Origin of the sequence: Allotamlana fucoidanivorans, assembly GCF_006265225.1 — a bacterium.
Lineage (GTDB): Bacteria > Bacteroidota > Bacteroidia > Flavobacteriales > Flavobacteriaceae > Allotamlana > Allotamlana fucoidanivorans.
In genome coordinates this window covers 254,499-270,957 of sequence record NZ_VDCS01000003.1, presented here as the reverse complement: position 1 = coordinate 270,957, position 16,459 = coordinate 254,499, and the positions used below count along the sequence as shown (strand labels likewise).

Annotated in this window: 13 protein-coding genes; 12 read left to right on the top strand and 1 reads right to left on the bottom strand. The window is 33.8% G+C overall.

Annotated elements, in window-relative coordinates; translation table 11 throughout:
- Positions 1 to 41 precede the first annotated feature (41 nt).
- The 11 genes from rsgA to ctlX all read left to right on the top strand — a co-directional run bounded on the left by rsgA (position 42) and on the right by ctlX (position 12,044).
- Positions 42 to 992: a ribosome small subunit-dependent GTPase A gene (rsgA, locus tag FGF67_RS04080; protein WP_139695194.1), complete on the top strand. Its 951-nt coding sequence runs from the start codon at positions 42 to 44 to the stop codon at positions 990 to 992.
- Entirely contained in the window at positions 989 to 1,441 is a 453-nt protein-coding gene (gene dtd / locus FGF67_RS04075; protein ID WP_139695193.1) for a D-aminoacyl-tRNA deacylase, read from the top strand. The genes rsgA and dtd overlap by 4 nt, the downstream gene beginning before the upstream one ends.
- The gene (locus tag FGF67_RS04070; RefSeq protein WP_139695192.1) at positions 1,441 to 1,971 is read left to right on the top strand and encodes a metal-dependent hydrolase; all 531 of its coding nucleotides are present in this window, start codon (positions 1,441 to 1,443) and stop codon (positions 1,969 to 1,971) included. Before dtd ends, FGF67_RS04070 begins: the two co-directional genes overlap by 1 nt.
- A 67-nt stretch (positions 1,972 to 2,038) precedes the next feature.
- Positions 2,039 to 3,967, top strand: coding sequence for a DUF3857 domain-containing protein (locus FGF67_RS04065; RefSeq protein ID WP_139695191.1), 1,929 nt, complete (start codon positions 2,039 to 2,041; stop codon positions 3,965 to 3,967).
- Between the two features lie 4 nt (positions 3,968 to 3,971).
- The gene (locus FGF67_RS04060) at positions 3,972 to 5,987 is read left to right on the top strand and encodes a transglutaminase-like domain-containing protein (protein WP_139695190.1); all 2,016 of its coding nucleotides are present in this window, start codon (positions 3,972 to 3,974) and stop codon (positions 5,985 to 5,987) included.
- Positions 5,988 to 6,314 (top strand): nucleotide pyrophosphohydrolase, encoded by a 327-nt coding sequence (locus FGF67_RS04055; protein WP_139695189.1) that lies wholly within the window; start codon positions 5,988 to 5,990, stop codon positions 6,312 to 6,314.
- A 37-nt stretch (positions 6,315 to 6,351) separates the two neighbouring features.
- Positions 6,352 to 7,575: a 3-phosphoshikimate 1-carboxyvinyltransferase gene (locus FGF67_RS04050; protein ID WP_139695188.1), complete on the top strand. Its 1,224-nt coding sequence runs from the start codon at positions 6,352 to 6,354 to the stop codon at positions 7,573 to 7,575.
- Positions 7,576 to 7,733: 158 nt separating this feature from the next.
- A complete protein-coding gene (queA, locus tag FGF67_RS04045) occupies positions 7,734 to 8,783 on the top strand; it encodes a tRNA preQ1(34) S-adenosylmethionine ribosyltransferase-isomerase QueA (protein WP_139695187.1) in 1,050 nt (349 codons plus the stop codon).
- A 192-nt stretch (positions 8,784 to 8,975) separates the two neighbouring features.
- Positions 8,976 to 10,016 (top strand): 23S rRNA (adenine(2503)-C(2))-methyltransferase RlmN, encoded by a 1,041-nt coding sequence (gene rlmN, locus FGF67_RS04040; protein ID WP_139695186.1) that lies wholly within the window; start codon positions 8,976 to 8,978, stop codon positions 10,014 to 10,016.
- Between the two features lie 44 nt (positions 10,017 to 10,060).
- A complete protein-coding gene (locus tag FGF67_RS04035) occupies positions 10,061 to 11,038 on the top strand; it encodes a polyprenyl synthetase family protein (RefSeq protein WP_139695185.1) in 978 nt (325 codons plus the stop codon).
- Positions 11,039 to 11,111: 73 nt separating this feature from the next.
- Positions 11,112 to 12,044 (top strand): citrulline utilization hydrolase CtlX, encoded by a 933-nt coding sequence (ctlX, locus tag FGF67_RS04030; RefSeq protein WP_139695184.1) that lies wholly within the window; start codon positions 11,112 to 11,114, stop codon positions 12,042 to 12,044.
- Between the two features lie 10 nt (positions 12,045 to 12,054).
- Here ctlX and FGF67_RS04025 read toward each other — a convergent pair whose 3' ends face one another.
- Positions 12,055 to 14,148 carry an ATP-binding protein gene (locus FGF67_RS04025; RefSeq protein WP_139695183.1) on the bottom strand — a complete coding sequence of 698 codons (2,094 nt, stop codon included), beginning with the start codon at positions 14,146 to 14,148 and terminating at the stop codon, positions 12,055 to 12,057.
- A 521-nt stretch (positions 14,149 to 14,669) separates the two neighbouring features.
- Here FGF67_RS04025 and argS point away from each other — a divergent pair.
- Positions 14,670 to 16,451, top strand: a complete 1,782-nt coding sequence (argS, locus tag FGF67_RS04020; RefSeq protein WP_139695182.1) for an arginine--tRNA ligase — start codon at positions 14,670 to 14,672, stop codon at positions 16,449 to 16,451.
- Positions 16,452 to 16,459 lie beyond the last annotated feature (8 nt).

Here is a 16,459-nt window from a genome sequence, read left to right as displayed (position 1 = left end):
TAACTTGAAAAGTTGTTAATTTGTATTATTATTGACACTTCATGACAGGACAAGTTTATAAATCGACAGGAAGCTGGTATACCGTAAAAAACCAATTAGGGCATACTTATGAATGCAGAATCAAGGGGAAATTCAGAATAAAAGGAATAAAGAGTACCAATCCTATTGCTGTAGGAGACATGGTTGATTTTGAGTTGGAAACTAAGAATAATGAGGAAACGGGTGTTATTAATAAAATACATGAGCGAAAAAATTTCATAGTTAGAAAGTCAGTAAACCTTTCAAAACAAACGCATATTATAGCTGCCAATTTAGATCAGGTTTTCTTGATGATTACTATTAATAATCCGCCAACGCTATCTAGTTTTATTGATCGTTTTTTAGTCACTGCTGAAGCCTATTCCATAAAAACGGTTTTACTGTTTAATAAAATTGACACCTATGATCAAGAAACACTTGATGAGGTGCGTTACTTGGCACATGTGTATAGAAAAATAGGTTATGAATGTATCGGGGTTTCAGCGGTGACTGGTAAAAATGTTGATAAGGTAAAAGCGTTAATGCAAGATAAGGTAAGTATGTTTTCTGGGCATTCGGGAGTTGGTAAATCTACGCTTGTTAATGCCATAGAGCCTTCATTAAACATAAAAACTAAAGCCATCTCTACACAGCACATGCAGGGTCAACATACCACTACATTTGCAGAAATGTTTGATCTTGATTTTGGCGCAAAAATTATTGATACACCAGGTATTAAAGGCTTTGGTGTGGTTGATATGGATAAAGAAGAAGTAGGTGATTATTTTCCCGAGTTTTTTAAGTTAAAACAAGATTGTAAGTTTAATAATTGTTTGCATGTTCAAGAGCCACAATGTGCTGTTAAAAATGCTTTAGAAGACGGGGACGTGGAATATTCGCGCTATCGCAGTTATTTACAGATTATTGAAGGTGAAGATGAGCATTATAGAACTGATATTTGGGATAAAGAATGAAGATAGTTATTCAAAGAGTTACTTCGGCAGGTGTAACCATTGATAAAACCCAAGTTGCCACCATAAAAAAAGGCTTATTAATATTACTTGGCGTTGTAAACAATGATGCAAAGGATGATATAAAATGGTTGTCAAATAAGGTAGTGAATTTGAGAATTTTTAGCGATGAAAATGGTGTGATGAATAAATCGGTTGTTGATGTTGATGGTGATATCATTGTGGTTAGTCAATTTACATTACATGCTTCTACCAAAAAAGGGAATAGACCCAGTTATATTAAAGCAGCGAAGCCTGATATTGCCATTCCCTTGTATCAAGCATTTGTGAATCAGCTTGAAACAGACTTGGGTAAAAAAGTGCAAACAGGGCAATTTGGTGCTGATATGAAGCTGGATTTAGTCAATGATGGACCAGTAACTATTATCATGGATACTAAGAATAAAGAGTAATGGCCTCAATTTTTGGACACGCCGCAGTAGGCTATACCTTAACCAAGCTTACAGGGAAAAATCAATTAAAATGGCTGCTACCACTAGCGGTTTTTTCTACAATTTTACCAGATTTTGATGTTATTGGATTTCGTTTAGGTATTCCTTATGAACACCCTTTAGGACATCGGGGTTTTACACATTCTATTAGTTTTGCTCTCATATGGGCAGCTTTGGTCATGTTTAGTTTTGGTAGAGCTAGTAAATTAGTATGGTTTTTAATTATTTTTTTCGCTACACTTTCTCATGGTATTTTAGATGCCATGACCAGTGGAGGTATGGGTGTGGGCTTTTTCATTCCGCTTGATAACCAACGTTTCTTTTTTCCCATCAGAGAAATTAAGGTGTCTCCTTTAGGAATTAGAAGTTTTTTTTCGTCGTGGGGATTAAAGGTTGTTTTAAGTGAATTTATTTTTGTCTTACTCCCTTGTCTTACAGTGCTTTTAACGAATAGGGTGGTGAAACGACTTCAAAAAACATCAAAAAGATGACTTTTCTCATGTAAATGTAAGTGTAATTTTACTTATATTTAGACATTAAACCCAACTAATAAGCTAAATGATTCCAAAGTTTTTTGTGAATATACTCTTTGTATTCACTAGTTTTCTTGTGGTTAGCCAAGACTTGTCCTATAACGCACTTACAATCTCTCCAGATTTAAAGAAAGATGCCAATGCCATTATAAGGTTAAATGACGTTTCCATTGTTATGGAAACAGCTAGTAAAATGTATACTAAAGGAAAAAGAGTGGTTACGGTATTTAATAAGAGAGGTAATAAGCATGTTAATGCTCATGCCTATTATGATGAAACTACCAAAATAAAAGACCTAAAAGCTATTGTTTACGATGGGTTTGGTGAACCACTTAAAAAAATTAGAGAAAGCGACTTTAAAGATGTGAGTGCGGTTGATGGAGGGACTTTATATTCGGACTCTCGCGTAAAGTATTTAGAATATACCCCAGCGTCATATCCCTATACGGTGGAGTTTACCTATGAAATTGTTAATGAAAACACAGCCTTTATCAGGTCGTTCACCCCAATAAACGATTATTTCCTGAGTGTTGAAAATAGCCAGTATAGTATTGCATACGGTGAAGAAATTCAACTAAGAACCAAGGAAAATAATTTTAATGCTATTGAGTTGATCAAGGAGGATAAACCCGGAATACTAAAATTTAGGGTTAAAGATATTCCTGCTTTTGAACCAGAGGCTTATAGTCCTGCTACCAATGTTCTCTTGCCAGAAGTTATGATTGCATCAGATAAGTTTGTTTATGAAGGCGTGTTTGCGGATGTAAATAATTGGAAATCTATGGGAAGTTGGTTTCATAATAATTTACTGAAAGGAAGGTCTGCGATATCAACAGGAACAAGAAGCAAAATTTTAAAATTAGTAGATGGGGTTGATAACCCTATTGAGAGAGCAAAGATCGTTTACCAGTTTGTGCAGGATAATGCTAGGTACATAAGTGTTCAAGTTGGAATTGGCGGAATGCAACCAATTTCGGCAATAGAAGTTGATTTATTAAAATATGGGGACTGTAAGGGGTTATCAAATTACACAAAATCTTTATTGGAAATAGCAGGTGTAGAATCGTATTATACAAGGCTGTATGCTTCTCGGGACAATGTTTTAAATGTAAAAAATGATTTCGTTTCTTTTCAAGGGCAGACAAACCATGTTATTCTGAATATACCTGATAATGGTAATGATATTTGGCTTGAATGCACAAGTCAAGATGCGCCATTTGGTTTTATAGGGGCTTTTACTGACGATCGAGATGCTTTAGTTATTACACCAGAGGGTGGTCAAATCAAGCATACCAAAAAGTATCTTCCTGAAGAAAGTCTTCAAAGCATTAGTGGAGAATATTCGCTTACTGGTGCAGGTGATATCAAGGCGGAGGTAGTGATAAAATCTATGGGTATTCAATATGATGATAAATATAAGTTGGATAGCGAGACACCACGTGAATTAGACAAACATTATAAAACCAGATGGCGGTATATAAATGGATTGGTACTTCATGATTTTAAAATTGTTAATAATAAAGACGATGTTATATTTTCTGAAAACGTAGTGTTTGAAGCTTCAAAATACGCAAAAATTGTAGGAGATAGAATGCTATTTTCAGTAAATGCGTTTAATAGAAATAGAGAAATTCCAAATAGGTATCGGAACAGGAAATTTCCACTAAAAATAAATCGTGGGTTTAAAGATGTTGACGTTTTTACAATTACACTTCCAAAAGGCTATAAAATTGAAGCCCTACCTCATGATGTCCTTATTGAGAATAAATTTGGCAGATACTTAGCTGAAGTGCAGAAAATTGATGAAACTACAATAAAATATAGTAGAGAATTTACCGTGCTTGATGGTCAATTTCCCAAGGAAAACTATGCTAAGTTTAGAGACTTCTTTAAAACCGTTGCAAAAAATGATAATGCAAAAATTGCCCTAATTAAAACTAATACTAACCCATAGACAAATGAGAAAAATAATTGTACTATTTGGATTTTTATGTGCTATTTGTGTGCAAGCACAAGATTATAAATTTGGTAAAGTTTCAAAAGAAGAACTAGAACAAAAGTTTAATTCAACAGACTCCTCGGCAAGTGCTACCTATTTGTATAAGTATAGAAATTCTTTTTTTGAATACACACAAGAAAAAGGTTTTGAGTTGATTACAGAAGTTTATGAACGTGTCAAAATTTATAATAAAGATGGTTTTGACTATGCAACCAAACAATTAAGTCTTTATAAGAGTAATAGTAATGAGGAAAATTTTACCGGACTAAAGGCTAGTACCTATAATTTAGAAAAAGGAAAAGTTGTTGAAAGTAAAATATCAAAAAGTGCAATTTTTGAAAATGAAGCATCGAAATACAAAAATAAAGTAAAGTTTACCATGCCCAACATTAAAGAAGGTTGTGTCATTGAATATAAATATAAGATTATGTCACCCTTTTTATCAAATGTTGATGATTATGTGTTTCAATATGATATTCCAATAAACAAGCTATATGCCAAATTTCAGTCTCCTGAATATTTTGTTTTCAAAGTCAATACTAAAGGTTTTTTTGCGGTAACACCCAAAGTTGAACGTAAAACAGGTAGAATTTTGATTAATACTAAAACTAGAAGTTCAGGGTCTGGTTTTTCTTCTGTTAGAACTTCTTTTGAGTCTTCTCAAATTGAATATATCACAAACGTGTCTACCTATGAATTAGATAATGTTCCCGCAATGAAAGAAGAACCTTATGTGAATAATATAAACAATTATCGCTCATCAATTAATTATGAATTATCTTATACTCAGTTTCCTTATTCTAGAGTGGAATACTATTCAACAACATGGGAAGACGTGGTGAAAAACACTTATGAAAATGAAGACTTTGGAGGGCAATTAAAAAAAACCGGCTATTATGAAAATGAAGTGGATGCCCTTTTGGCTTCCGTTTCAGATCCCAAGCAAAAGGTAACTTTTATATATGATTTTGTGAAATCACAAGTTAAATGGAATGGTTATTATGGGTATTTAACAGATGTGGGTGTAAAAAAAGCGTATAAAGAAAAAGTAGGTAATGTAGCCGAAATCAATTTAATGTTAACTTCAATGCTTCGCTATGCAGGTATACGTGCATATCCTGTGTTAGTTAGTACAAGAAACCACGGAATTCCTTTATTTCCAACTCGTGAAGGATATAATTATGTCATAACTTGTGCAAAGTTTGATGATGGCAGTGAAGTGCTACTTGATGCTACAAGCTCTTATTGTCATCTCAATGTTTTACCTTTTAAGGCTTTAAACTGGAAGGGAAGAGCGATTAATGAGCAAGGCAATTCAACGTTTGTTGATTTGTATCCAAAAAAGTTATCGCAAGACATTACTGTACTAATGATTGATTTGAATGAAGATGGAAGTATTCATGGTAGTTGTCGTAAAACAAAATCAAATTACCGAGCCTTAACTTATCGAGAAAAATATAACGGAATTGATAAGGATGACTATATTGAGAAATTAGATAATAAATATAATGGTATTGATATACTAGAATTTGAGGTTAAGAATAGTACAGATTTAGGAAAACCCATTGTTGAAACCTTTGAGTTTGAAAAAGAAAGCCAGGCAGATATTGTTGGTGATAAACTATACTTTTCGCCATTATTCTTTTTTAAAGAAAATGAAAATCCGTTTAAATTAGAAAATCGAGAATATCCCGTTGATTTTGGTTATCCTTTTCAAACTTCATTTAGAATTATCATAAATTTGCCCGAAGGCTACAAAATTGAAAGCTTACCAGAAAAAGGAGCGTTTTCACTTCCTGAAAACCTGGGAATATTTCAATATAATGTCGTTGGAATGAAAAACCAAATTCAAGTTACTATAAAATCAAGAATAAATAGTTCCATCATTGGTTCTGAGTATTATGTGGCTTTAAAAACGTTTTTTAGTGAAATTGTAAATAAAGAAGCAGAACAAATCGTTTTAACAAAAGTATAAATGAATATAGAAAACGCACAGATAGTTGTAGATAATTGGATTAAAGAGCATGGGGTTAGATATTTTAATGAGCTAACCAATATGGCACAGCTTACCGAAGAAGTAGGTGAGGTTGCCAGAATTATTGCTAGACGCTATGGTGAGCAAAGTGAAAAAGAAAGTGATAAAAACAAAGATTTAGGGGAGGAATTGGCCGATGTGCTATTTGTGGTACTCTGTTTGGCCAATCAAACGGGAGTAGACCTGCAAGCCGCTTTTGATAAAAGAATGGATAAGAAAGCAAAACGAGATCATGATAGGCATCATAATAACGAAAAATTAAAGTAAATTAGCCGCTTCTTAAAAATTCTATTTAAAAAAGGGTATGAACTTTACGCTAGAAAAATCAAAAGTTGCAAAAAAATCATCAATACAAATAACAGGCTCAAAGAGTGAATCTAATAGGTTGTTACTACTTCAGGCTTTATATCCTGAAATCCAGCTGAACAATGTTTCAAATTCTGATGATAGCAATTTAATGATAAAAGCCTTGGCGTCAAGTGAAGAAGTGGTTGACATTCATCATGCAGGAACTGCTATGCGGTTTTTAACGGCTTATTTTTCAATTCAGGAAGGTAGAGAAACGGTGCTTACAGGATCAAAGCGAATGAAGGAACGCCCCATAAAAATTTTGGTAAAAGCTTTACAAACGCTAGGCGCAGAAATAAGCTATATTGAAAATGAAGGTTTTCCTCCTATAAAAATTAAAGGAAAGAAACTGTTAAAACACAAAGTATCTCTAAATGCTAATGTAAGTAGTCAGTATATTTCGGCACTTTTATTAATCGCTTCAAAACTTGAAAATGGTTTAGAACTTACTTTAGAGGGCGAAATAACGTCGGTACCCTATATAAAAATGACCTTGGCCTTGCTTGATGCCATAGGTGTAACATCCTTATTTGAGGGGCAGGTGATTTCTGTAAAACCAAATACAAAAAAGGCTACTGTTAAAAGTTTAACTGTTGAGTCAGATTGGTCTTCGGCATCGTACTACTATAGTATAGTTGCTTTAAGTGATATAGGTACAGAAATCAGGTTGTCATCCTACAAATCAAATTCGTTGCAAGGCGATTCTGTTTTAGCAAAAATCTATAAGCATTTTGGGGTTTCAACGGTATTTCAAGAAGACACTGTGGTTTTAAGCAAAACAGAGTCAAATGAGATAGCTTTAAAATTAGACTTAAGAAGCGCACCAGATATTGCTCAAACTATTGCAGTGACTTGCTTTGCATTAGGCATGTCTTGTGATTTGACAGGGCTTCATACCTTAAAAATAAAGGAAACAGACAGGTTGGTAGCTTTAAAAACAGAGATTAAAAAATTGGGAGGAAACATAGAAATAACAGATGAATCCTTGCATTTAAAGCCGTCGAATACCATAAAAGACTATGTTTCTATAGGAACCTATCATGATCACAGAATGGCCATGGCATTTGCGCCTTTAGCTTTAAGAGTACCTATCGTTATTGAGGAAGCCATGGTGGTTTCAAAGTCGTACCCCACTTTTTGGGATGATTTAGAATCTATAGGATTTCAAATAAACAAATAATAATCACCTATTTACTTGACAACCCCTAGTCTTAGATTGTATATTTGCAGCCTTTCAATTCATTTTGAATATGAAAGTTGTAACATCTGCTTTTGAAAAATTTAAAACAGGCTTAGAAAGTAGACTTTAAATTGAATAATAAAAAATAAAAAAAACACATGAAATTATCAAACTTCGGCTTCAATCTGCCTAATGAATTGTTAGCAGAATATCCAGCAGAAAATAGAGATGAATCGCGTTTAATGGTTTTAAACAGAAAAGACCAAACCATTGAGCATAAAATGTTTAAAGATTTAATTGACTATTTCAATGAGGATGATGTTTTAATTCTTAACAATACTAAGGTTTTTCCAGCACGTTTATATGGAAATAAGGAAAAGACAGGGGCAAGAATTGAGGTGTTTTTATTAAGGGAATTGAATGAAGAGCAACGTCTTTGGGATGTGTTGGTTGATCCTGCCAGAAAAATTAGAATTGGAAACAAACTATATTTTGGTGATGATGACACCTTGGTAGCGGAAGTTATTGATAACACAACTTCAAGAGGGCGTACCCTACGCTTTTTGTATGACGGGTCATATCGTGAGTTCCGTTTAAAGTTGAGAGAGCTTGGTGAAACACCGCTTCCTAAGTATATAAAAAGAGACGTAGAGCCAGAAGATGAAGATAGATATCAAACTATTTTTGCTAAAAACGAAGGAGCTGTAGCCGCTCCAACTGCTGGTTTACACTTTTCTAAACATTTGCTTAAACGCTTAGAGATTAAAGGGGTTAATTTTGCAGAAGTAACGTTACATGTTGGTTTGGGTACTTTTAATCCTGTAGAGGTTGAAGATTTGTCAAAACACAAAATGGATAGTGAGGAGATAAAGATTGATGAAAAGGCGGTTGAAATTGTAAATAAAGGTATTCAAGAAAAAAGACGTGTTTGCGCTGTGGGAACTACAGCTATGCGTGCTATAGAAAGTTCTGTGTCTTCAAGCGGATTATTAAATGAAATGGAAGGCTGGACTAATAAGTTTATTTTTCCTCCGTATGATTTTAGCATTGCTAACTGTATGATTACCAACTTTCATACACCAAAATCTACCTTATTAATGATGGTTTCTGCTTTTGCAGGACATGATTTTATAAAGCGTGCTTATGATGAAGCGGTAAAAGAAGGCTATAAGTTTTACAGTTATGGAGATGCCATGCTGATTTTATAACAAGTAAAAACCAAAAAAGTAATGGCCTCTAAATTTTTAGGGGCCTTTATTTTATAGTAAGTCTTGTACTTAAATAGTCCTATACAGAAGAATGTCAGTAATACTTCAATCTTCAACACAAAAATAGGCTTGTATTGAATTCACAATATATTCTTAAAATAATAATTAGCTTTCACTATTTTTACAACGCTTATGGCCACACAGAAAAAAGATATACGCGCATTATCTAAGGAGCAACTTAGAGATTTCTTTTTACAGGAAGGCGAGAAAGCCTTTAGAGGTAATCAAGTGTATGAATGGCTGTGGCAAAAGTCGGCGCATAGTTTTGAAGATATGACTAATATTTCAAAAGAAATGCGAAATATGCTTGAAAATAACTTTGTCATAAATCATATCAAAGTTGATACCATGCAGCGGAGTGCAGATGGTACTGTGAAAAATGCGGTGCGTTTACATGATGGGTTAATTGTAGAGTCTGTATTAATTCCAACATCAACAAGAACAACTGCATGTGTCTCTAGTCAGGTAGGATGTAGTTTAGATTGTAAATTTTGCGCAACGGCACGTTTAAAACGCATGCGAAACTTAAATCCTGATGAGATTTATGATCAGGTGGTTGTTATTGATCAAGAAAGTCGTCTATATCATAACCGCCCACTGAGTAATATTGTGTTTATGGGTATGGGAGAACCACTCATGAATTATAATAATGTGTTGAAGGCTATTAATAAAATTACGTCGCCTGAAGGTTTAGGTATGTCACCAAAGCGTATTGTTGTTTCAACATCGGGTGTGCCTAAGATGATAAAAAAAATGGCCGATGATGGGGTAAAATTTAAATTAGCCGTGTCATTACATTCAGCTATTGATGAGGTACGAACATCTATTATGCCGTTCAATGCTAGTTTCCCATTAAGCGATTTAAGAGAAGCTTTGCAGTATTGGTACGCTAAGACCAAAAATAGAATTACTTATGAATATGTGGTTTGGAATGGTATAAATGATAAAAGAAAAGATGTTGATGCCTTAGTGGCGTTCTGTAAATTTGCGCCTAGTAAGGTAAATCTTATTGAATATAATCCTATTGATGATGGTGTGTTTCAGCAGGCCAATTCAAAAGTACTTGATATGTATCAGAGTGTTTTAGAGGCTAATCATATTACAGTGACCGTTAGAAGAAGCCGAGGGAAGGATATTGATGCGGCTTGCGGACAATTAGCAAATAAAACCTAAAATGTAACTTCTAAGTTTTATATTTGACGTCATAATACATTGATTTGAAAATTGTAGAGCAGATAAAACAACCTATAGGCTTTGAAATGGATCTTTTTGAACAAAAGTTCCAACTTTCAATGTCTAGTAAAGTAGCCCTTCTTAATAGAATTACCCATTATATTGTTAACCGAAAGGGAAAACAAATGCGCCCCATGTTTGTGTTTTTAGTAGCAAAGATGGTAGCTAACGGAGAGGTTAGTGAACGAACCTATAGAGGTGCCTCAGTCATTGAACTTATTCACACGGCAACATTGGTTCATGATGATGTTGTTGATGATAGCAACCGCAGAAGGGGTTTCTTTTCGGTCAATGCTCTCTGGAAAAATAAGATAGCTGTTTTAATTGGTGATTTTTTATTATCAAAAGGTCTGTTGTTGTCTATTGATAATAATGATTTTGATTTACTTAAGATTATTTCGGTGGCCGTACGTGAAATGAGTGAGGGTGAACTACTTCAAATAGAAAAAGCACGAAAACTTGATATTACAGAAGATGTATATTATGAAATCATTCGGCAGAAAACAGCAACGCTCATTGCGGCCTGTTGTAGTTTAGGCGCTGCCTCTGTTAAGCCTGGTTCACGTTATGTGGAAGACATGAGAAAGTTTGGAGAACTTATTGGTATGGCCTTTCAAATAAAAGATGATTTATTTGATTATGGCGAAACTCAAATAGGGAAACCCACAGGTATTGATATTAAGGAACAAAAAATGACTTTGCCGTTAATACATGTTTTAAATCAAGCTTCAAAAGAGGATAAGAAATGGTTGATAAACTCTATAAAAAACCATAATAAAGATACCAAAAGAGTTAAAGAGGTGATTGCTTTTGTGAAAACACATGGAGGCTTAGATTATGCTGTTTCTAAAATGAAGGCATTTCAAAAGGAGGCCTTACAGATGTTAGAAGATTACCCGAAATCTGAATTCAGAGCCTCGCTTGAACTGATGGTAAATTATGTGATTGATAGAAAAAAGTAAACAATTTCTATCGGTAATAATAACAATCTATTTCGATAAATAGCCATACATTTAACGCGAAATTTTACTTAATATGTCACAAACTACAAATGCCATTTTGATGGTGCGTCCAGTTAATTTTAGAATGAATGAACAAACCGCAGTTAATAACTATTATCAAAAAGTTTTAGATGATATCTTACCCGAAACAGTAAATGCAAAAGCGCAAAAGGAGTTTGATGTCTATGTGGACAAATTAAGAGGTATAGGTGTTCATGTTATTGTGGTTGATGACCTCAAGGAGACCGATACGCCAGATTCTATTTTTCCAAATAACTGGGTGTCATTTCATGAAAATGGCGATGTTGGATTATATCCTATGTTTGCTGAAAACCGAAGATTAGAGCGCCGTGAAGATATTTTAGAAACTTTAGAGAACAGCGGGTTTGTAATAAATAATATTGTTGACTATACGAGTGCCGAAGACGATGATGTTTTCCTTGAGGGCACAGGAAGTGTAGTGCTAGATAGAGTGAATAGAAAGGCGTATTGTGCATTGTCACCAAGAGCTGATGAAGATTTATTCATTGAGTTTTGTGAAGATTTTGAGTTTACCCCAGTAATTTTTACAGCCTATCAAAGCGTTGAAGGGGATCGCAAGGCTATTTATCACACTAATGTTATGATGTGCGTGGCAGAAACCTTTGCTGTGGTTTGTCTAAGTAGTATTGATGACAAAAAAGAACGAAAAAATGTGATAAAGCATTTAAAGGAAGATGGAAAAGAAATTATTGATATTACAGAAGAACAGGTCAATAATTTTGCAGGAAACATGCTTCAAGTACAAGGTAAAAATGGATGTTATTTAATTATGAGTCAGGCCGCTTATAATAGCTTGTCAAATTATCAGATAGCTGTATTAGAGAAGCATACTAGAATTATGTCTAGTTCATTAGATACTATTGAAGCTTGTGGAGGCGGTAGTGCCAGATGTATGATGGCTGAAGTGTTTTTGCCTAAACAATAACTAAAGAGAACTAGTCACTAGATGGTTTAGATTTTGGTAGCTGCACATAAAACGTACTTCCAACACCTTGTGTACTTTCAACCCAAATTTTACCATTATTAAGTTCTACCAATTCTTTACAAATAGATAAACCTAAACCAGTGCCTTTTTCGTTATTGGTTCCTACTGTTGTAAAAGAATTGCTTTTAAATAATTTTTCTAAGTTTTGTTTAGAAATACCTATACCCGTATCAGCAACACTTAAAATACAGCTACCATTGCTAATATGGTTAGAAATAGTAATGGTATCACCTTTTTTGCAAAATTTTAAGGCATTGGCTAAAAGGTTTTGAATGACTATTTCAATCATGCTTCGGTCTGCATAGGCAAAATCACGCAATGAATGGTCAACCAAATCAATACCCTTGTTTTCTAATCGCTGTTCTATGAGTCTTACTTTACTCTCAAAAACCTCCTGTATGTCAAACAAACTAGGTTTAGCGTCTAAAGATTGCATTTGAGATTTAGACCAATTCAATAAATTAAATAAAAGTAGAGAGGCATTATTGGCATTTTCACTTAACTCAGGAATAAGATTGTCAAACTCTTCACGTGACAAGGAGCCGTCCTTCAATAAATCGATAAAACCATTTATAGAAGATAGAGAATCTTTTAAGTCATGAGACACAATAGAAAATAATTTATCCTTAACATTGTTTACATTTTCAAGATGCTTTGTTTGTTCTTGGAAGGCTTCATTTTGAAGTTCTATTTTAATGTTTTTTTCTTCCAATTCCTGCATGTATTTTATATTGCTATTCCTTTTTAAATAAACTAAAATCAAAAAGGTAGAAACTATAGCTAAGGCAGCCAGTAAGCCGTAAAAGATTAATTTGAACTTACCAATTTTTTCGTCGTCAATATGGTTTGATGATTTATTCTCAAATTGGCTAACGTTTAAGTTGTTTTTGTTTTCTATTTCCTTTGGTAAGGTAGTAGGAAGTTCTTGGTCAATATCGGTTAGAGGGATATTAATGTTATTAACATCTACTTTTACTTGATGGCGTTTCAGTTGGTTATTTAGTTCATAATATTTGCGTTGCCAAACAAACGCTCTATCAAAATTGTGTCTAATGGAATCAAGCGATTTCATTAATTTGTAATGCTTAAGGAGTTCTTGTTCATTCCCTATTTTTTCGGCAATTTCTCCGGCTTGAAGCAATTGCTTTTCGGCAATTTTTAATCTAGATTGTTGAATGTTTAAATGCCCTAAATTGTTTAAAGCTATAAGTAATCCAGATTCGTTTTCCGTTCTGAAATTAACATTGTACCCTTGAACAAGGTATTTGGTGGCTTTTTCATAATCATTAAACTGAAGGTATTCCCCACCTAATTTAGGAAGAATGAAGCCTCTTATCGAGTCATTTTTTGAAGCAGAACTTGCCAATACGCGCTCGTAATACTCAATGGCTTTTCTGTGTTCTTTTTTATTCGAATAAAGCTCTGCCAACCTACTGTAAGATTCAATCATTCCAGTGCTGTCTCTAACCTGTTCTTGTGCTTCAGAAGCCTTTAAATAAAACTGAATAGCATTGTTATATGCTTTAATGTTATAGTAGGCCTTAGCCAAATTACTGTAAGATGCATTCAGTTCACGAACAAGATGCCTTTTTTCTAGTTCTTTAATAGCCGATAAGGCATACTGCAATCCTTTGTTGTAGTTCCCTCTCTTAATTTCTATGAGGCCAATGCTATTATTAACTCTTGCAATGCCAAGCGTGTCACTAAGACTTTTGTATAATGCTTTAGCTTTGTCATAGCCACTAATAGCATTAATGTAGTCATTTTTTTTGGCGTAAATAAGGGCTTTGTAATAGGTTGTTTCTGCTATAGCCTGATTATATTTTAATTGGTTTGATAGTTTTTCACTTTCAATAATATATTTTAGGGCTCTATCAAAATCTTGAATGTTATAAAGTGATTTGATAAGTTTTAAGGATGTGTCAACCTTCATGGAATCTTGTTCTTGAAAGGCAAGTTCCAAAGCAAGGCTGTCTATTTCATTAGTTTGGGAAAAACTGATAGACGCACATAGTAAAATTACTAAAGTAATTATTCTCCTCATACAACGTTTTAATTACAACATTTTAATAAAGCTGTAACAAGCGTCTTAATTTTGAGGGAAAATAAGAGAACTTTATTAAGCTGTAATCGTTAGTTAGTTTATTTGGCCATTTTCATGGCAGTAATAGCATTACTAAACAAAATTTGGAAAAAGCACTTTCAAAATCTAATTTTTAGGTTTTAATACCAATAAATTAGACGAAATGAGACCCAAAAATCAGTCAAAAAATCGATGAATAGATGAACGGCACAAATCATAGAAAAAGTGCATTTTTGTCGATGAAATACACTGTTGAAATATCCTGAGTTTTTGAAAAAATTAATGTATTAAAAATCATGATGTTATCTTTTTTTTATTCTTACGTTTTTCGTTGTCTTGTAATAGATATAGGTAAAAGCGTTTAAAGGTTAAGGTCTTGTCCTATTTGAGAAGAAGAAAATGCTAGGTTTCAATAAGAGCACCATTTAGCAGCTAAAAAGAGTAAAAATCTTTTTATCTTTGCAGGCTTAAATACATGATACATGAGTCTTCAAAATATCTTATCAAATTACGTTAAACAAGCGGTTAAATCTGATTTTAATATTGATTTAGCATCTGTAGAGTTTCAAGCAACGCGAAAAGAGTTTGCTGGAGATATTACGGTGGTGATTTTTCCAATGTTACGCTATATAAAAGGGAATCCTGTTCAAATAGGAGAAACTATTGGAGCATATTTAGTGGCTCATGTTGAAGAAGTAAAAGCTTATAATGTAGTTAAAGGGTTTTTGAATGTTGAAATTAGTGATGCCTATTACTTAAGCATTTTCAATAAGATAAAAGGGGAAACTTCATTTGGATTTGTTACACCAAAAGAAGGTGAAAAAGCAATTATGGTGGAGTATTCTTCTCCAAATACAAACAAACCCTTACACCTCGGTCACATTCGAAATAATTTATTAGGCTATAGTGTTGCCGAAATATTAAAAGCGTCTGGGCAAAAGGTATACAAAACACAAATTATAAATGACAGAGGTATTCATATTTGTAAAAGTATGCTGGCGTGGCAACGTTACGGCAATGGTGAAACACCAAAGAGTACTGGGCTTAAGGGTGATAAACTTGTGGGTAATTATTATGTGAAATTTGATCAAGAATATAAGAAGGAAATAGAAGATTTAGTAGCGCAAGGCAATACCACCGATGATGCCAAGAAAAATGCTCCTCTTTTACTAGAGGCTCAAGTTATGTTACGTCAATGGGAAGCAGGAGATGAAGCGGTTGTAGCACTTTGGAAAAAAATGAACGGATGGGTGTATGATGGATTTAATGAAACCTATAACAATTTAGGAGTTGATTTTGATACGTTGTATTATGAAAGCAATACCTATTTATTAGGAAAAGAGTTTGTTGCTGAAGGGCTGGCATCGGGCGTATTTCAAAAAGAAGCAGATGGTTCTGTATGGTGTGATTTGACTGAAGAGGGCTTAGATAAAAAAATAGTGCAACGTGCTGATGGAACCGCGGTATATATGACTCAAGATATAGGTACGGCTATTCAGCGTATAAAAGATTTTCCAGATGTTGGTGGTATGGTTTACACCGTTGGTAATGAGCAGGATTATCATTTTCAGGTGTTGTTTTTAATTTTAAAGAAGCTTGGTTTTGAATGGGCTAAAAATCTTTACCATTTAAGTTATGGTATGGTGGATTTGCCTAGCGGAAAAATGAAAAGTAGAGAAGGAACTGTTGTTGACGCTGATGATTTGATTGATGATATGGCTAATACGGCAGAAGAAATTTCTGAAGAATTAGGGAAACTAGAGGGTTATTCAATTGAAGAAAAGAAAGCACTCTATAAAACAATAGGCTTGGGAGCTCTTAAGTACTATATTTTAAAGGTAGATCCTAAAAAGCGCATTCTTTTTGATCCTAAAGAGTCTATCGATTTTCAAGGTAATACAGGTCCTTTTATTCAATATACATACGCGAGAATTCAGTCTATTCTAAGAAAAGGTCATTTAAATATTGAATCAACAGATTTTGAAGGTTTGAGTTTGCATGACAAGGAAAAAGCATTATTGAAGCAAATTCAATTATTCCCTGAGGTGGTTCAAAATGCAGCAAAAAACCATAGCCCTGCTTTAATTGCTAATTACACGTATGATTTGGTGAAAGAGTTTAATTCGTTCTATCAGAATGTATCCATTTTAGGCGCTGATAACGATACAGAAAAAACATTTAGGGTACAATTATCTTATGTGGTTGCCAATACCATAAAAAAAAGTTTTTCTTTATTGGGTATTGAGGTGCCAAGTCGTATGTAGCAATTGAA

Excerpts from the sequence above, each read along its gene's own strand:
- FGF67_RS04065 (WP_139695191.1), top strand. The coding sequence starts at position 2,039 with ATGATTCCAAAGTTTTTTGTGAATATACTCTTTGTATTCACTAGTTTT.
- FGF67_RS04025 (WP_139695183.1), bottom strand. The coding sequence starts at position 14,148 with ATGAGGAGAATAATTACTTTAGTAATTTTACTATGTGCGTCTATCAGT.
- ctlX (WP_139695184.1), top strand. The coding sequence starts at position 11,112 with ATGTCACAAACTACAAATGCCATTTTGATGGTGCGTCCAGTTAATTTT.
- FGF67_RS04060 (WP_139695190.1), top strand. The coding sequence starts at position 3,972 with ATGAGAAAAATAATTGTACTATTTGGATTTTTATGTGCTATTTGTGTG.
- FGF67_RS04050 (WP_139695188.1), top strand. The coding sequence starts at position 6,352 with ATGAACTTTACGCTAGAAAAATCAAAAGTTGCAAAAAAATCATCAATA.
- queA (WP_139695187.1), top strand. The coding sequence starts at position 7,734 with ATGAAATTATCAAACTTCGGCTTCAATCTGCCTAATGAATTGTTAGCA.
- dtd (WP_139695193.1), top strand. The coding sequence starts at position 989 with ATGAAGATAGTTATTCAAAGAGTTACTTCGGCAGGTGTAACCATTGAT.
- FGF67_RS04070 (WP_139695192.1), top strand. The coding sequence starts at position 1,441 with ATGGCCTCAATTTTTGGACACGCCGCAGTAGGCTATACCTTAACCAAG.
- argS (WP_139695182.1), top strand. The coding sequence starts at position 14,670 with ATGAGTCTTCAAAATATCTTATCAAATTACGTTAAACAAGCGGTTAAA.
- rlmN (WP_139695186.1), top strand. The coding sequence starts at position 8,976 with ATGGCCACACAGAAAAAAGATATACGCGCATTATCTAAGGAGCAACTT.
- rsgA (WP_139695194.1), top strand. The coding sequence starts at position 42 with ATGACAGGACAAGTTTATAAATCGACAGGAAGCTGGTATACCGTAAAA.
- FGF67_RS04055 (WP_139695189.1), top strand. The coding sequence starts at position 5,988 with ATGAATATAGAAAACGCACAGATAGTTGTAGATAATTGGATTAAAGAG.